This is a genomic window from Streptococcus oricebi, assembly GCF_017883985.1.
Taxonomy (GTDB): Bacteria; Bacillota; Bacilli; order Lactobacillales; family Streptococcaceae; genus Streptococcus; species Streptococcus oricebi.
On record NZ_PRDG01000001.1, the window covers coordinates 527,030 to 542,019 of the forward strand.

Consider the following 14,990-nt stretch of genomic DNA (forward strand, 5'->3'; position numbering starts at 1 on the left):
AAAAAATCGACTGAATTTTAGGAAAACCGACGAAGGTTCCATGAACCTAGGAGATTTTGTCTAAATTCCGAGATTTTAGGGCGTGTTCAATTACAAGATACAAAGCCCGTTAAAAAATCGACTGAATTTTAGGAAAACCGACGAAGGTTCCATGAACCTAGGAGATTTTGTCTAAATTCCGAGATTTTAGGGCGTGTTCAATTATAAGATACAAAGCCCGTTAAGAAAACGAGAGAAATTTAGGAAACCTGACGAAGAAGCTCCAGCTTCTAGGAGGGTTTGTCTAATTTTCAAAGTTTTTAGGGCGTGTTCAATTTCATATCTCGTTTTCCTGTTCTATTTTACCATAAAAGGGAGCTTTATGGGCTTAATCTTTTAATTCCAAACTTAATTCGGCCAGCTGTTTTTCTGAGACCAGGCTAGGACTTTCTAACATTGGGTCATGGCCAGTTCCATTCTTTGGAAAGGCAATCACTTCACGAATATTTTCCTCACCCGCTAAAATCATAACCAAACGGTCCAAGCCCAAGGCTAGACCACCATGGGGTGGGAAACCATAGTCCAGAGCTTCAAGGAAGAAACCAAAGTCACGCTCATAATCTTCCTTGGCCATGCCTAGTAGGGCAAACATCTCTTCCTGAGCTTCTCGACCATGAATCCGTAAGCTTCCGCCACCAATCTCATAGCCGTTTAGGACAATATCATAGGCGTGACTCTTGAGTTGACCTGCTTCAAGCCCCTCTTCAAAGATTCCCTGAGTAAAGGGATGGTGCATGGCCTGATAGCGATTTTGGTCCTCGTTCCACTCTAGAAGCGGCCAGTCAACAACCCAGAGAAAGTTCAACTTGCTCTCATCGATCAAATCCAGTTCCTTAGCCAGAATCAAACGCAACTGTCCCAAGGCCTCTTGGACTCGTTTTTTAGCTCCGGTCAAGATAAAGATTAGATCTCCATCTTCGGCCTCAAATAAAGGAAGAAGTTCTGCCTGATAGGGGGCAAAGCTAGAAGCCAAACTTCCCGTAAGCTTACCAGCTTCTATACCCAAGCTACCAAAACTCATGGTTCCAAAGTCTTTCATTCTTTGCTTAAACTGGCTCATTTGCTTATTGCTAAAGCGACCAAGAGCCCCCTTGGCGCAAAGTCCCATGACTAGGCCACCTTCTTTTAAGGCTTTTTGTACAAAAAGATTTTCATGCTGGCGGGCCAAATCTGTCAAATCTTTCAATTCCATTCCAAAGCGGGTATCGGGCTTATCTGACCCAAAACGACTCATGGCGTCTTCGTAAGAAATTTGAGGAAAAGCTTCCTTTATCTCAATCCCCTTAGCAGCCTTGACAACCGCCTTAAGCATGCCCTCAACTAAATCTCTAATCTCTTCTTCTGTAGCGAAAGACAGCTCTAAGTCCACCTGGGTAAACTCGGGTTGACGGTCCCCTCTAAGGTCCTCATCGCGGAAACAGCGAACAAGCTGATAATAACGTTCTAGACCAGCCCCCATTAAAAGCTGTTTCAACATTTGAGGACTTTGGGGTAGGGCATAAAACTGATTCTTAAAGACCCGACTAGGTACCAAGAAATCCCTAGCCCCTTCTGGCGTTGACTTGGTCAGATAGGGTGTTTCCACTTCCAGAAAGTCTGATTGATTCAGATAGTCTCGAATGCTGCTGGTCACTTGGTGACGAAGTTTAAGGTTTTCGGTCATCTGCTTGCGTCTCAAGTCCAAATAGCGGTACTTCTGGCGCAATTCCTCTCCTGTATGGGCATGGCTATCCAGCTCAAAGGGTAGGACCTTGCTGGCAGCTAGAATTTCAATCTTCTCCGCCCGTAATTCTACCTGGCCTGATTTAATAGCTGGATTGACGAAACGTTCCTCACGTTTAACCAGCTCCCCTGTAACTGCAAGGACAGACTCCTTGTGCAGACCAGTCAACTTTTCAAAATCAGCTATCGAGCTGTCCACAAAGACCTGCAAGATTCCTTCGCGGTCCCGCAATTCAATGAAGGCTAGCTTGCCATGATTACGGATATTTGCGACCCAGCCAGTCGCAGTCAAGGTTTGGCCAACCTGCTCCAAACCATAGTTACCAATAAAAATTTCTTTCATTTTCTTCTCTTTCCAGCTTTTATTTTAGGAAGGACCGGACCAAAGCCCCTAGCCTACTCCCTACTTTTACAAAAAGACTTTTTCGCGCCAGTGGTTTTTTAGGCCTAAAAAAGGCTCTTCATCTGTTAAACAGACGAAAAGCCGTGGTACCACTGTTTTTTATTGCAAAAATGCAATCTCTAAGCTCGTAACGTGAGCAACGTTTATGCTTTTAAATCACATAAAGAAAGCTTGAAGTATGTTCTTCGGACAATGTTTTCTTGGTGTTGCTCTCAGCCTCCAACACTCTCTGGGCAAGAAAAACAAACCTACTCTACTTCTTCTTTATCTATTAAATTGTCTCTATTATAACCGCTCCCAAGACATTTTGCAAGTGCTTGAGCGCAAATTGATGATTTTCTGGGGAAAGTGAGGCTACTGCGGGTTCGATTACCTGGATTTGATAGCCTAGATTGTAGGCATCAATGGCTGTATGAAGAACACAAATATCCGTCAAAACCCCTGTTAAAATCACCGTATCCACCTTGCGTTCCCGCAAGCGAATATCCAAATCTGTTCCTGAGAAGGCCGAATAATGGCGCTTGTCCAACCAGAACAGACGCTCACTGTCCTTGTGCTCCTCATAAAAATCAGCTAGGGGACCATAAAGCTCTCGTCCCTTACTCCCCTTGAGATTATGAGGAGGAAAGAGCTTGCTTTCCGGGTGATAGCTATCACCTCCTTCATGAGCATCAATGGCAAAGAAAATAAAATCTCCCCGCTCATAGGCTGATTTAGTGACTTGAGCAATGGTAGCTGCAATCGCTTGAGCGGGCGGGCCCGCCGTGAGCTTGCCCTCATCAGCCACAAAATCAAAGGTGTAATCAATCGAAATGAGAGCCTGGGTCATTAGTAGTCTCGCTTTTTAATCTCTTCAAAAATATCTGGAATTAGAACCTTGAGATAGGTCCCCTTCATTCCCAAGGAACGACTTTCGATAATGCCTGCACTTTCTAGCTTACGAAGAGCATTGACAATCACCGAGCGGGTGATCCCGATTCGATCTGCAATGACCGAAGCTGTTAGCTGACCCTCGCTACCATTCAACTCACTCAAAATGGCTGATACGGCTCTCAATTCGGAGTAAGACAGGGTATTAACAGCCATGGTGACCGCTGTTCTGCGACGGATGTTTTTCTCGTCTTCCTCTCGCTGGAAGTTAAGAAGTTGAATCCCTACAACGGTACTGGCAATCTCAACCAGTATCAAGTCATCATCATCAAATTTTTTATCATTGCGCCAGATAATCAAAGAACCTAGGCGAATCCCTGAAACATGAATAGGGGCCACTGTCGTGAGACCTTCCGGAAAGTCCTCTTTGGTTTCAACCGGAAAGATGGACAAGTCATGGTCCACAGACAAATTGGCCTCTGTATCATAGATAAGATTGGCCGCCCTCACATAGTCCTCTGGAAAGGTCTTGCTCTGATAGAAGGCTTCTACTCGGTCATTATTGGTCTTATAGCGCATGAAGTAGCCCAATAATTTTCCCTTGCTATTGACAATGGAGGCATTGCAGTCAATGATATCTGCCAGTTGCCGCATAATCGCATTGTAGGGAAGCTCCTCCTGAAGGGCCTCGTCTGAACGCTTAAGAATCGACGTAATTTTCCTAGTTTTTTCTAATAATTCTGCCATAATTTACCTCGTTATTTATTCTATCATTATAACAGAAAAAATTTGTAATTTCAATAATTATCTGAAAATTGCCTATTGAAATACAATTATAGTCAATTAGCGACGATACTGCTGTAAGAAACGGGTCATCTTCTCTTGAATCTCTGCCAACTCATCCACGCGCGGCAGGTAAACAATCCGGAAATGGTCCGGCTCCTTCCAGTTGAAACCACGACCATGGACCAGCAAAATCTTCTCCTGCTTCAAGAAGTTTAGGACGAACTGCTCATCATCATCGACCCGATACATGTCCCGATCAATCTTTGGAAAGATGTAAAGACCAGCCTTGGGCTTGACTGCCGAAAGACCTGGAATATCGTTAATGGCCTTGTAGATGAAGTTTCTTTGCTCGTAAATACGGCCTCCTGGCAGGATCAAATCATCCACTGACTGGTGGCCACCGAGAGAGGTTTGAACGACCTGCTGGGCCAAAACATTGGAACAGAGCCGCATATTAGACAGCATATTGAGCCCCTCAATATAGTCCTTGACATGCCTCTTAGGACCAGAAAGGACCATCCAACCCACCCTAAAACCAGCGATACGGTGGGACTTAGAAAGACCATTCATGCTGACACAAAAGAGGTCTGGTGCTAGACTAGCGACTGGGATATGCTGCTCCCCATCCATGACCAGGCGATCATAGATTTCATCCGCAAAAATAATCAAATCATTCTGCCGAGCAATCTCAACAATCTCCTCCAGAATATCCTTAGGATAAAGGGCCCCAGTTGGATTGTTAGGGTTAATCACCACAATAGCCTTGGTATTTGAAGTAATCTTGGACTTGATATCGTCAATATCTGGATACCATTCGGCCTGCTCATCACAGATATAGTGGACGGCATTACCACCCGCCAGACTGACTGCCGCGGTCCACAAAGGATAGTCCGGCATCGGAACCAAGACCTCATCACCATCATCCAGCAAGCCCTGCATAGACATGACAATCAACTCACTCACCCCATTACCGACATAGATATCTTCAATATCGACATTAGGAAACTTCTTAAGCTGGCAGTACTGCATAATGGCCTTGCGAGCTGAAAAAATTCCCTTAGAGTCAGAATAGCCTTCACTATTACGCGCATTCATAATCAAATCATGAATCACCTCATCAGGAGCGGTAAAGCCAAATTCAGCCGGATTCCCCGTATTCAGACGTAGAATCTTCTCCCCATTAGCCCGCATGCGCATAGCTTCTTCTAGGACTGGACCACGAATATCATAGGCAACATGCTCTAGCTTGGCTGATTTATTAAATTCTTTCATTTCTTTTCCTCACTTCATACAGAGTCACTCTATTATAACGCAATTTATTGCAAAAATCTAAAAAAATCTTACATTTTGTGGAGAGGACTGGGAGACTGTAAGAGCTAGCCTCAGCCATTCTCCTACAACTAGCGAGAACTGACCCCTCCAGCCAGAGAAGAATAAGAAACTGGAAATTACTTTACTTCTTTCATGAAAAGGGTTACAATAGAGGTAAATAAAGAATGGAGGTAGGCTTATGTTGCAAAAGTATGAAAACATTATGGTAGCAGTTGACGGCTCAGCCGAAGCCGAACTAGCCTTTTCTAAGGGAGTGAACGTCGCCCTGAGAAACCAGTCCAGACTAACCCTTGTTCACGTTATTGATACCCGCGCCCTACAGAGTGTCTCTACCTTTGATGCGGACGTCTATGAAGAACTGCAAGCGGAGGCTAAAAAGCTCCTTGACGACTATGAAAATAAGGCGCGTGAAGCTGGAATTTCCGATTTAGTCCAGGTCATTGAAATGGGCAATCCCAAGACCTTACTGGCTGTTGATATTCCCAAGGACCAAAAGGTTGACCTCATTATGGTTGGGGCTACTGGCCTCAATGCCTTTGAACGCCTCCTAGTCGGCTCTTCCTCCGAGTATATCCTACGCCACGCCAAGGTTGATCTCTTGGTTGTCAGAGATAAGGAAAAAACCTTGTGACACAGAATAAAACATACGGCACCCCAAAAGTTAGATTTTTTCTTGTCCGACTTTTGGAGAGCCACTCAAAGCACTGGCAACGGTCAGTGTTTTTTTCTTGCAAAGAAAAAGCCTAGAGAATCTCTAAGGAGCTTTCCAGGCTTTATTCTTCTTTTTCTTGTTCTTGCGTTTTTTGATAAGCTGCAATCTGCCGTTCTAGTTCTTTTTTGATAGCAGGCTCGGGAGCATACTTTTCCTCCCAATCATCTGGTTTTAAGATTTTATGGGTTACTGGGTCAAAATGCGCTTTTCCATCAGGGAAAATCTTCCCCATATTGGCTCGATGGACAATGGAAAAGAGCCGTTCCGGGTCTACCCCCATCAGGACAAAGGTTCCATAGGTCAAGTAAAGAGTATCTATCAAAGCATCTACCTGCCCTACCAGGGAGATTTGAGCCTGGCTCTTGGACTTGACCTTAGCAACTGCCTTATCCAGAGCTTGATGGAGGGCCTGGACAGATTGAGCAAACTCTTCCTCAGAAGAGCTGGCTGCTCGGATAAACTCGACTAATTCCTCTAGTTTGAAGTCTGCCCGATGCCTTGCAGCCTCTGGAGTCCAGGCCAAGGGCTCCTCCTGGGTTGACTGGTCCATAACACTATGAAATTGCTTGACCTGATTAAAGTGATGGTCACTACTTGTAAAGACCTGATCGTTAGCTAAAATTCCAAAGTGCTCCAAGGCCTTATGAATACCGTCCTGGCTATTACTGCTAGTCGTATGCTTGGCAATCTCCTTGACCTGACTGGTACTATTCCCCATAGCGATCGAAAGTCCGACGCCTGAGAGCATCTCCAAATCATTGTCTGAATCACCAAAAGCCATGACCTGGTCAATCGTAAAGCCATATTCCTGACCGACCCTTTTAATTCCTTCTAGCTTGGAGACTCCTTGATTGATAATATCTGCTGCAAAAGGACTGCTCCGAGTAAACTTAAGATGGGAAAAAGTCTCCTCAATCTGCTGGCTTTCCTCGGGACTAGCCAGCATCAAGACCTGATAAATGGGCTCCTGAATCAACTTAAGTAGGTCTGCCTTTTGCTGGGGCAGGGCCTTGCTGACAAAACGATTAAAGGTGTGGCTGACATAACTAGTCATCTTCTTGGGAACAAAACGACTGGTCCTTTGAGAAAAACGACTCATGCCAAAGGTCATGATTTTACTACCTAAAACACCATCCTTGGTTCCCAGAGCAATTTCCTTCTTATGGGCTCTAGCATAGTCAATAATGGCCCGTAAACTTTGCTTGTCAATCGGATTTGCCGAAATGACCCGGTCCTTGGAAAAGACATACTGACCATTATAGGTCACTGCAAAGTCCAAGTCTAGGGCTTCCATGAAAGGCTGAACAAAAAAGGGACCACGACCCGTAGCAAGTCCAACAAGAATGCCCTGCTCCTTCAAGTTTTGAATCGCCTGCTCTGTTGATTTGAGGACCGTCCGGCTATCATTGACCAGGGTCCCATCAATATCAAAAAAGACTGCTTTTATTTCCACTTCTTTTTCATTCCTTTCTTTTATGATACAATAAATAATTATAACATAATTTGAGGAGAAGCTCACGAATGACGAAGAAAATCTTGGTTTTGCATACCGGCGGTACCATTTCTATGCAGGCCGACCCAGGAGGGAGAGTGGTTACTAGCCCAGATAATCCCATGAACCATGTCCAGCTCAGCCTGGAAAATGTTGAAACCAGTACTTGCGACATTTTCAATCTGCCCAGTCCTCAAATCAAGCCCTGCCACATGCTGGAAATTTACCATAAAATCAAGCAAGAGGCGTCAAAGTTTGACGGAGTCGTCATCACCCATGGGACCGATACTCTGGAAGAAACCGCCTATTTTTTAGATACTATGGCCCTACCAGATTTGCCTGTCGTCCTGACCGGTGCCATGCGTAGTTCTAATGAGTTAGGGAGCGACGGGGTCTACAACTACCTAAGCGCCCTACGAGTAGCGAGCGATGATAAAGCGCGTGGCAAGGGAGTCTTGGTTGTCATGAATGACGAAATCCATGCTGCCAAGTATGTGACCAAGACCCACACAACCAATGTCAGCACCTTTCAAACCCCAACTCATGGTCCCCTGGGCCTGATTATGAAAAAGGAAATCCTTTATTTCAAAACAGCGGAGCCGCGCGTACGCTTTGACTTACAGAAAATTACGGGCCTGGTTCCCATTATCTCAGCCTATGCTGGCATGGAGACCGAACTCCTCCAAATGCTGGACTTGACACAAATCGATGGCCTCATCATTGAAGCCTTTGGAGCCGGCAACCTCCCACCAGCTGCCGCTGATAAACTAGCCCAGCTAGTCCAGACAGGCCTCCCTGTCGCCTTAGTTTCCCGTTGCTTCAACGGCATTGCCGAACCTGTCTATGCCTACGAGGGTGGCGGCGTACAACTCCGCCAGGCCGGTGTCTTTTTCGTCAAGGAGCTAAACGCTGCCAAGGCCCGACTCAAACTCCTCATCGCCCTCAATGCTGGACTTAAAGGACAAGAACTAAGAGAATATATGGAAGGATAGCAAAAGCAGTTGCTCTTGCTGTTCTCACCCAACCTATGAAATAATAGCAACAACAAGAATATCCTACTTATACAGAAGACAAGGCAAAAGTCTCAGTATTAACACTACTGGGGCTTTTCTGGTGCTTGGTCTCGTAGAATTACAGATGAACACCGTTTAGTCTATATGCTTGAAGAAGAGGAGATTTATTTCTTATCTTTTCGAGACCGCTATAAATAACAGCAGTCAACTAGCAAGTGGCTGCTGTTTTAATTTCAACAAGGAAACTGATTATTTATGATAAGCAATAGGGACCTGAGTACAAGCCGAGTTCATGTTAATACTTCAAATCTTGTCGCTCTTAGTGCAGAAGAAGTCGCTTATAGAGAACTCAAAAATAAGTAAGGTGAAAATGAGGTAAATTTTGAGGTGAACTTTCTAAAAAGTGCAATAAAAAACACCCAATGAGGTAAACATTGAGTGTTTGTAAAAGTTGTATTGTAGTCCTTCTTAACGTTTTGAGAATTGTGAAGCTTTACGTGCTTTCTTAAGACCTGGTTTCTTACGTTCAACCATACGAGCGTCACGTGTAAGAAGTCCTGCGCGCTTGAGTGAGTCGCGGAAGTCTGGGTCTACTTGAAGAAGGGCACGGGCGATACCGTGACGAATCGCACCTGATTGACCAGCGTAACCACCACCTACAACATTAACGAATACGTCGTAGCTACCTACAGTTGAAGTAACTGCAAATGGTTGGTTGATGACAAGACGAAGGTCAGCATGTGGAATGTACTCTTCTACATCTTTTTTATTGACAGTGATTTTACCAGTACCTGGAACCAAACGAACGCGTGCAACAGCGTTTTTACGGCGTCCTGTACCTGCATATTGTGCTTGTGCCATGTTTTATCTGCTCCTTTCCTTAGATAAGTCCTGAAATATCAAGAACTTCTGGTTGTTGAGCAGCATGAGTGTGTTCGCCACCAACAAATACTTTTAGTTTCATACCTTGCGCACGTCCAAGAGTGTTGTGCGGAAGCATCCCTTTAACTGATTTTTCAATCAGACGAACAGCGTTTTTAGAACGAAGTTCACCAGCTGAGATAGACTTCAATCCACCTGGATACATTGAGTGAGTGTAGTAGATCTTATCAGTTGCTTTTTTACCAGTCAATTTAACTTTTTCAGCGTTGATAACGATTACGAAGTCACCTGTGTCAGTGTGGGGTGTGAATGTTGGTTTGTTTTTTCCACGAAGTACGCTTGCAACTACAGCTGAAAGGCGTCCAAGAGGTACATCAGTAGCGTCAACTACATACCATTTGCGTTCAACTTCACCTGGCTTAGCCATGTATGTTGTTTTGTTCATGATTTCTCCTATATCGATTGCTTTTGTTTACAGTGTGGATGTTCCGGTCCACGAGTTATTTGGAAGGTTCCGGGGCCTTTCAAATGGGGTAAACAATACCATCTAACATCATACCAAATTCTTGGGGTAAAAGTCAATATATTTGCAGTAAGTTTCTTGCTTTTTTAGCCTGAAATCGTTTTTAATTGGCTTTTAGGAAAAAATGAAGAAGAAATAAGCATGCAAGAGAAATCTTTTCCCTAAACTTGGCGTCAGCCGAGCTACTTCTTCAATTTTTTACATCAAGGCTGTAACTGCTGTGACCAGGCCAAAAACGATACCTGGGAGATTGGCAGCAACCAAGGGCAGGTCTCTTTTTTCCTTAAATAAGCCATAGCATACCCAAAGGGTGCAGTTAATGGCTGCTACTGTCGGCTGAATAAAGTCTCCCTTATTGCCAGCTAGGTTGTTTTTGATTTGGGCTAGGTAGGACACATACATCATTACAGACATGGCAGTTGCAATCCAACCTAAGATTTTTAATTGTTTTTCAGTCATTATCTTTCCTTTCTTAAGAGAGGGTCTTCTCTTATCTTTGATTGGGACCAGTATAGCAGAAAAATTTTCTAGTTGCAAATGTTTTGTAAATTTTCAGAAATAGACCCTTGGTCTTTAAGCAAAAAAACCACCTGACGGTGGTTTATCCTTGCTTGAAGGACTTATTTCCTTTTTCTAGCGATTAGATGAATCGGTGTCCCCTCAAAGACAAAGGCCTTACGGATTTGATTTTCCAAGAAACGTAGGTAGGAAAAGTGCATCAGCTCTTCCTCATTGACAAAGACCACAAAGGTTGGCGGTTTAACTGCCACCTGGGTCGCATAGAAGATTTTGAGACGCTTACCCTTGTCGGTCGGTGTTGGGTTGATGGCTACTGCATCCATAATCACATCATTCAAGACAGAAGATGGAATCCGAGTATTTTGACTCTGGCTAATCTGCTTAATCAAGCCTGGTAACTTATGGAGACGTTGTTTGGTTAGGGCAGAAACATAGACAATCGGGGCATAGGATAGGTATTGGAACTGGTCGCGAATGTCCGCCTCCCAATTCTGCATAGTTTTATTATCCTTTTCCAAGGTATCCCATTTATTGACTACGATAATCATCCCTTTTCCTGCCTCATGGGCAAAACCAGCAATGCGTTTATCATACTCGCGAATACCTTCTTCGGCATTCAAGACCATCAGGACCACATCTGAGCGGTCAATAGCCCGCATGGCCCGCATGACAGAGTATTTCTCGGTATTTTCATAGACCTTACCAGACTTGCGCATTCCAGCTGTGTCAATCATGGTAAATTCCTGACCTTCAGCATCCACAAAGTGGGTGTCTATGGCATCTCTGGTCGTACCAGCCACTGGACTAGCAATCACTCGGTCCTCTCCCAAAATGGCATTGATTAGGCTGGATTTACCAACATTGGGGCGCCCGATAAGGCTAAATTTGATTAAATCAGGGTTTTCTTGGACTTCCTCTGTCGGTAGATTTTCCACAATGGCATCCAAAACGTCTCCTGTCCCAATCCCATGAACACTAGAGACTGGATAGGGTTCCCCTAGGCCTAGGGCATAGAAATCATAAATATCACTACGCATTTCAGGATTGTCCACCTTATTTACAGCTAGGATAACTGGCTTGTGGGTCTTATAGAGCATCCGGGCGACATATTCATCCGCATCGGTAATCCCTTCTTTTCCAGACACGACAAAGACGATAACATCGGCTTCATCCATAGCAATTTCAGCCTGATGCTTGATTTGCTCCATAAATGGGGCATCGACATCATCAATTCCACCTGTATCAATCAGTGAAAATTTTCGATTGAGCCAATCAGCGGTAGCGTAGATTCGGTCCCGGGTAACCCCTTCTACATCTTCGACAATTGAGATTCGCTCGCCAGCGATTCGGTTAAAGAGGGTTGATTTTCCGACATTAGGACGGCCCACAATTGCAATAGTTGGTAAAGCCATGATTTCTCCCTTTTTCTAATTATAATAATTTCTGGTCTTTTAGGTAGTTCTGACTAGCTTGATTGGCTGGTTCACCAAACTGCTGGGCTAGTCGTTCACTCCAGCTACTTGGTGCTCTTTGTCCGGCATAGGCGGCCTGGACTTGATCATAGTCCTCTATAATTTCTGCTTCTTGCTCCTGATACTCCTCAGAAAAAACGATGCTGTCATAAGGCAAGCGGGGTTTGACCGCATTTTCCTGGGCTGGTTTCCCCAAGGCCATACCAAAGATTGGATAGGTATAGGCGGGTAGGTTGACCAGTTGACCAATTTCTTTAGCAGCGTAGCGGACAAGGCCGATAATAACTCCACCATAGCCCAGACTTTCAGCTGCCAAAAGTGTATTTTGTGCAGCAAGACTGGCATCTACCGAGCTTATCAAGAGATTTTCTGGACCAGCAGGATAAAAGTCCTCGGTATGTAAGGCCACTCCTTTTTGGGCTCGGTTGAGGTCCCCAACAAATAGGAGGAAGGTATCAGCTTGAAGGATAGCCTCCTGGGGGACTAATTGATAGATGGCCTCCTTCTTGGCCTGGCTACGGATAAGAATAATAGAGTAAGACTGAAAATTCTTCCAGCTAGAAGCTGCTCGTCCAGCATCAATAATTGTCCTTAGTTCTTCTTCAGAGATGGCCTGGTCGGTGAAGCGACGGACGGAGCGGTGATTTTTCATTAAGGAGATAGTAGGATTCATCGGCGGTTTTCCCCCTCTAGTCGAACTTCCTGGGCCAGATACTTGATTCTCTCCATGACCCTTTTAGCCTGCCAAGTCTCATCTCCATTTTTGGAGCTAGCAAAGTGGCGCTCTAACTCTTGAAAGTTAAAGTTAGAGGTAAAGAAGGTGGGCAGATTTTCCTGCATGCGGTGCTGCAAAATAACTTGCAAAATCTCATCGCGCATCCAGGGACTGGATTGCTCCGCTCCTATATCATCTAAAATCAATACTTGGGCCAGTTTGACCTGGTCGATTTTTTCCTTGACTAGGCCTGAACTAATGGCATTTTTCACATCTAAGACAAAACTTGGATAATGTAAAAGGGTGGTTGACAGGCCTTTTTTTTCTGACAAATCATGGGCCAGGGCTGCCATCATATAGCTCTTTCCAACTCCAAAGTCTCCATAAAGATAGAGGGCTTTTTGGTAGTGAGGATAGGCTGCGACAAAATTGGTCAAGAGCTCAAAAGCCTTGTAACGACCAATATCATCCAAATCAACCTTGGCTAGACTGGCTTCCTTGAGACTGGCTGGCAGACTGATTAGATTGAGACGATTCTTTATCGCTTCCTGCTTTTGTTGCTCTACTAATTCAGCTGTTTCTTGATAGCTGACATCTGCATAACCCTCATTTTTGATAAGGATAGGCTTGTAACCCTTGGCCAGATAGTCTTCATCTCCCAGGAGAAAACGATTGCGTTCACTGATGTATTGATTGAATTTGGAAATGCTCCTAGAAATCTCTGCTGGACTCAATCTTTCCTGTTCAATAAAGGCCTGAACATCTGGGTCGTTTAAGATTTGTTGCACAAGCTCGTCATAGTTCAAGCGCTGGGGTTTGTCCTTGTGGGATAGGGTTTGTCCAATTTTTTCCATCTAGTCACCTCCTTCTAGTTTGGCTAGTAGGCGTCTTTTTTCTGCTTCTAATTCACTTTGCTGTTCTGGACTGGTTTCATTTTTATAGTCTGGCTTACTCCAAGTAGGGATATTGCTCTCTGGTTGAGCCTTTTTTTCCTGGGCTTGCTTCTGTGCCTGTCTACGTTCGCGAATTTTCAATACGGCCTCCTCGGCAGTATGGATTTTCTTGTGAGCAAAGTCATTGGCCACAGTCAGGGTCAGACCTTGTTTGAGGGTGGCTGAGCCATCCCGATTTAAACTATAGAGAACAATGATATTGATGACCTCATCTAGTAGACCCAAGGCCTGCATGTCGGCTAGGATTTTCCGCTCCCCACTAGTGATGGTCGCCTCTAGGGTACTCTTAACCTCTGCTAGAAATAGCGGAGGACTCTTTCTTTTGGCCTCCTGGATAATGACCTTCTCCTGCTTGGAAAATTCTTCTTCTAGACGCTCTTGGGCCAGTTTATTGCGCATTCTCTTAGGAGAAATCAAATGGTTGATAGCTGTCTCCTTGGCCAAGAGATAGGTCTCATACCAGGTCCAGTTTTGCTGCTCACTGATAGCAAAAAGGGAGAGGAGGTCCTCTTTCTCCTCGCTAAAGCGCAGTTGGTCCCTGGCCATCAGCTGCTTGAACCGAGTCAAGTCAAAGTCTTTCTGGCTGCTAGAGTTGGCTAGGGGAACTTCTGCCTCATCAAAAATTTCAGATAGTTTTTTGGATAATTTTTGTCCTTTTGGATCTGGCTGTTCCATGGCTAGCAGAGCTGCTTCTCCAATTCTCTTTTCCAAGAGGCGCCGATAAACATGATGGGCCAAAAAGTCCTCTGCTGAAAGGGACGGATAAAGCTTAAAAAGATAGCCCGACTGGTCCTGATAAAGGTCGAGGAGACCTAGAGCAGTCAATCTTTCCAAGGCCTTCTTTAGACTATCCATGCCCATATCCAGATGATTGAGGATATGCCCCAGGGTGTAGACATCTTGACCATTGTCCCAAAAAGCCAGACAGTATAGATAGAGGCTGGTTGCCTCTTTTCCTAAAATCGGCGCATAAAAACGAAGTAAAGTTCTCGTATCTTGACTGACTTGATTATTTTTCAAAAATGAAAAATGATCATTTGGTTTCATCTATTCTTCCTTTTTCCTTTTTACACCCTTGGTGATTTGTTTGAGTAGGCTTTCTAGCTCACCCACATCCTTAAAACTCCGATAGACACTGGCAAAGCGGACATAGGTAATCTCGTCTAATTCAGCCAATTCATCCATGACCAGGCCACCGATAAAGTCACTGCTTACCTCATTTTCACTATTGCTTCTGACCTTTTGCTCAATTCGATTAACTAATTTCTCGATTTCATCGCTAGAAACAGGCCGTTTCTGGGCTGAGCGAATAATTCCATTAAAAATTTTATCGCGGGAGAATTGCTCACGCGTTCCATCCTTTTTAACTACAACAAGAGTTCGCTCTTCCACGCGCTCATAGGTCGTAAAACGATGGTGACACTCCTCGCATTCCCGCCGCCGCCGAATGGTATTTCCGTCTTCTGCCTGGCGACTATCCACCACACTTGATTTGCTTCCTCCACATTTGGGACAACGCATAGGGCTACCTCCTTGAATATTTTACTCTAAGAAATA

At 44.6% G+C, this 14,990-nt stretch carries 15 protein-coding genes and 1 pseudogene; 3 read left to right on the plus strand and 13 right to left on the minus strand.

What is annotated here, in order from left to right:
* Window positions 1-367: 367 nt before the first annotated feature.
* The 4 genes from aspS to C4K46_RS02500 all read right to left on the minus strand — a co-directional run bounded on the left by aspS (window position 368) and on the right by C4K46_RS02500 (window position 5,092).
* Complete coding sequence (gene aspS, locus C4K46_RS02485; RefSeq protein ID WP_209627015.1) at window positions 368-2,104, minus strand: aspartate--tRNA ligase; 1,737 nt, start codon at window positions 2,102-2,104, stop codon at window positions 368-370.
* 331 nt (window positions 2,105-2,435) lie between these two features.
* Complete coding sequence (locus C4K46_RS02490; protein ID WP_209627017.1) at window positions 2,436-2,993, minus strand: cysteine hydrolase family protein; 558 nt, start codon at window positions 2,991-2,993, stop codon at window positions 2,436-2,438.
* Complete coding sequence (codY, locus tag C4K46_RS02495) at window positions 2,993-3,781, minus strand: GTP-sensing pleiotropic transcriptional regulator CodY (protein ID WP_209627019.1); 789 nt, start codon at window positions 3,779-3,781, stop codon at window positions 2,993-2,995. Before codY ends, C4K46_RS02490 begins: the two co-directional genes overlap by 1 nt.
* 96 nt (window positions 3,782-3,877) lie before the next feature.
* Window positions 3,878-5,092 carry a pyridoxal phosphate-dependent aminotransferase gene (locus tag C4K46_RS02500; protein WP_209627021.1) on the minus strand — a complete coding sequence of 405 codons (1,215 nt, stop codon included), beginning with the start codon at window positions 5,090-5,092 and terminating at the stop codon, window positions 3,878-3,880.
* A 238-nt stretch (window positions 5,093-5,330) separates the two neighbouring features.
* Here C4K46_RS02500 and C4K46_RS02505 point away from each other — a divergent pair, with 238 nt between their 5' ends.
* A complete protein-coding gene (locus C4K46_RS02505; protein ID WP_209627023.1) occupies window positions 5,331-5,783 on the plus strand; it encodes a universal stress protein in 453 nt (150 codons plus the stop codon).
* 142 nt (window positions 5,784-5,925) lie between these two features.
* On the opposite strand, the gene C4K46_RS02510 is transcribed toward C4K46_RS02505, so the two are convergent.
* A complete protein-coding gene (locus C4K46_RS02510; RefSeq protein WP_209627029.1) occupies window positions 5,926-7,317 on the minus strand; it encodes a Cof-type HAD-IIB family hydrolase in 1,392 nt (463 codons plus the stop codon).
* A gap of 68 nt (window positions 7,318-7,385) precedes the next feature.
* Here C4K46_RS02510 and C4K46_RS02515 point away from each other — a divergent pair, with 68 nt between their 5' ends.
* Both C4K46_RS02515 and C4K46_RS02520 read left to right on the plus strand, forming a co-directional pair.
* Complete coding sequence (locus tag C4K46_RS02515; RefSeq protein ID WP_209627031.1) at window positions 7,386-8,348, plus strand: asparaginase; 963 nt, start codon at window positions 7,386-7,388, stop codon at window positions 8,346-8,348.
* Window positions 8,349-8,462: 114 nt separating this feature from the next.
* A pseudogene (locus tag C4K46_RS02520) lies at window positions 8,463-8,567 on the plus strand (type II toxin-antitoxin system YoeB family toxin); the annotation flags it as partial.
* A gap of 270 nt (window positions 8,568-8,837) precedes the next feature.
* Here the strand turns inward: C4K46_RS02520 and rpsI are convergent.
* The 8 genes from rpsI to nrdR all read right to left on the minus strand — a co-directional run bounded on the left by rpsI (window position 8,838) and on the right by nrdR (window position 14,954).
* Window positions 8,838-9,230 carry a 30S ribosomal protein S9 gene (gene rpsI / locus C4K46_RS02525; protein ID WP_209627034.1) on the minus strand — a complete coding sequence of 131 codons (393 nt, stop codon included), beginning with the start codon at window positions 9,228-9,230 and terminating at the stop codon, window positions 8,838-8,840.
* Between the two features lie 19 nt (window positions 9,231-9,249).
* Window positions 9,250-9,696 carry a 50S ribosomal protein L13 gene (gene rplM / locus C4K46_RS02530; protein WP_018371953.1) on the minus strand — a complete coding sequence of 149 codons (447 nt, stop codon included), beginning with the start codon at window positions 9,694-9,696 and terminating at the stop codon, window positions 9,250-9,252.
* A 276-nt stretch (window positions 9,697-9,972) separates the two neighbouring features.
* Window positions 9,973-10,233, minus strand: a complete 261-nt coding sequence (locus tag C4K46_RS02535; protein WP_209627036.1) for a SemiSWEET family transporter — start codon at window positions 10,231-10,233, stop codon at window positions 9,973-9,975.
* Between the two features lie 161 nt (window positions 10,234-10,394).
* Window positions 10,395-11,705 carry a ribosome biogenesis GTPase Der gene (der, locus tag C4K46_RS02540; protein WP_209627037.1) on the minus strand — a complete coding sequence of 437 codons (1,311 nt, stop codon included), beginning with the start codon at window positions 11,703-11,705 and terminating at the stop codon, window positions 10,395-10,397.
* A 19-nt stretch (window positions 11,706-11,724) separates the two neighbouring features.
* Entirely contained in the window at window positions 11,725-12,438 is a 714-nt protein-coding gene (locus C4K46_RS02545) for a nitroreductase family protein (RefSeq protein ID WP_209627040.1), read from the minus strand.
* Window positions 12,435-13,334 carry a primosomal protein DnaI gene (gene dnaI / locus C4K46_RS02550; RefSeq protein WP_209627042.1) on the minus strand — a complete coding sequence of 300 codons (900 nt, stop codon included), beginning with the start codon at window positions 13,332-13,334 and terminating at the stop codon, window positions 12,435-12,437. Before dnaI ends, C4K46_RS02545 begins: the two co-directional genes overlap by 4 nt.
* Window positions 13,335-14,480, minus strand: a complete 1,146-nt coding sequence (locus tag C4K46_RS02555) for a DnaD domain protein (RefSeq protein ID WP_209627044.1) — start codon at window positions 14,478-14,480, stop codon at window positions 13,335-13,337.
* Entirely contained in the window at window positions 14,481-14,954 is a 474-nt protein-coding gene (gene nrdR, locus C4K46_RS02560) for a transcriptional regulator NrdR (RefSeq protein WP_209627046.1), read from the minus strand. It lies immediately after the preceding gene.
* Window positions 14,955-14,990: the final 36 nt, after the last annotated feature.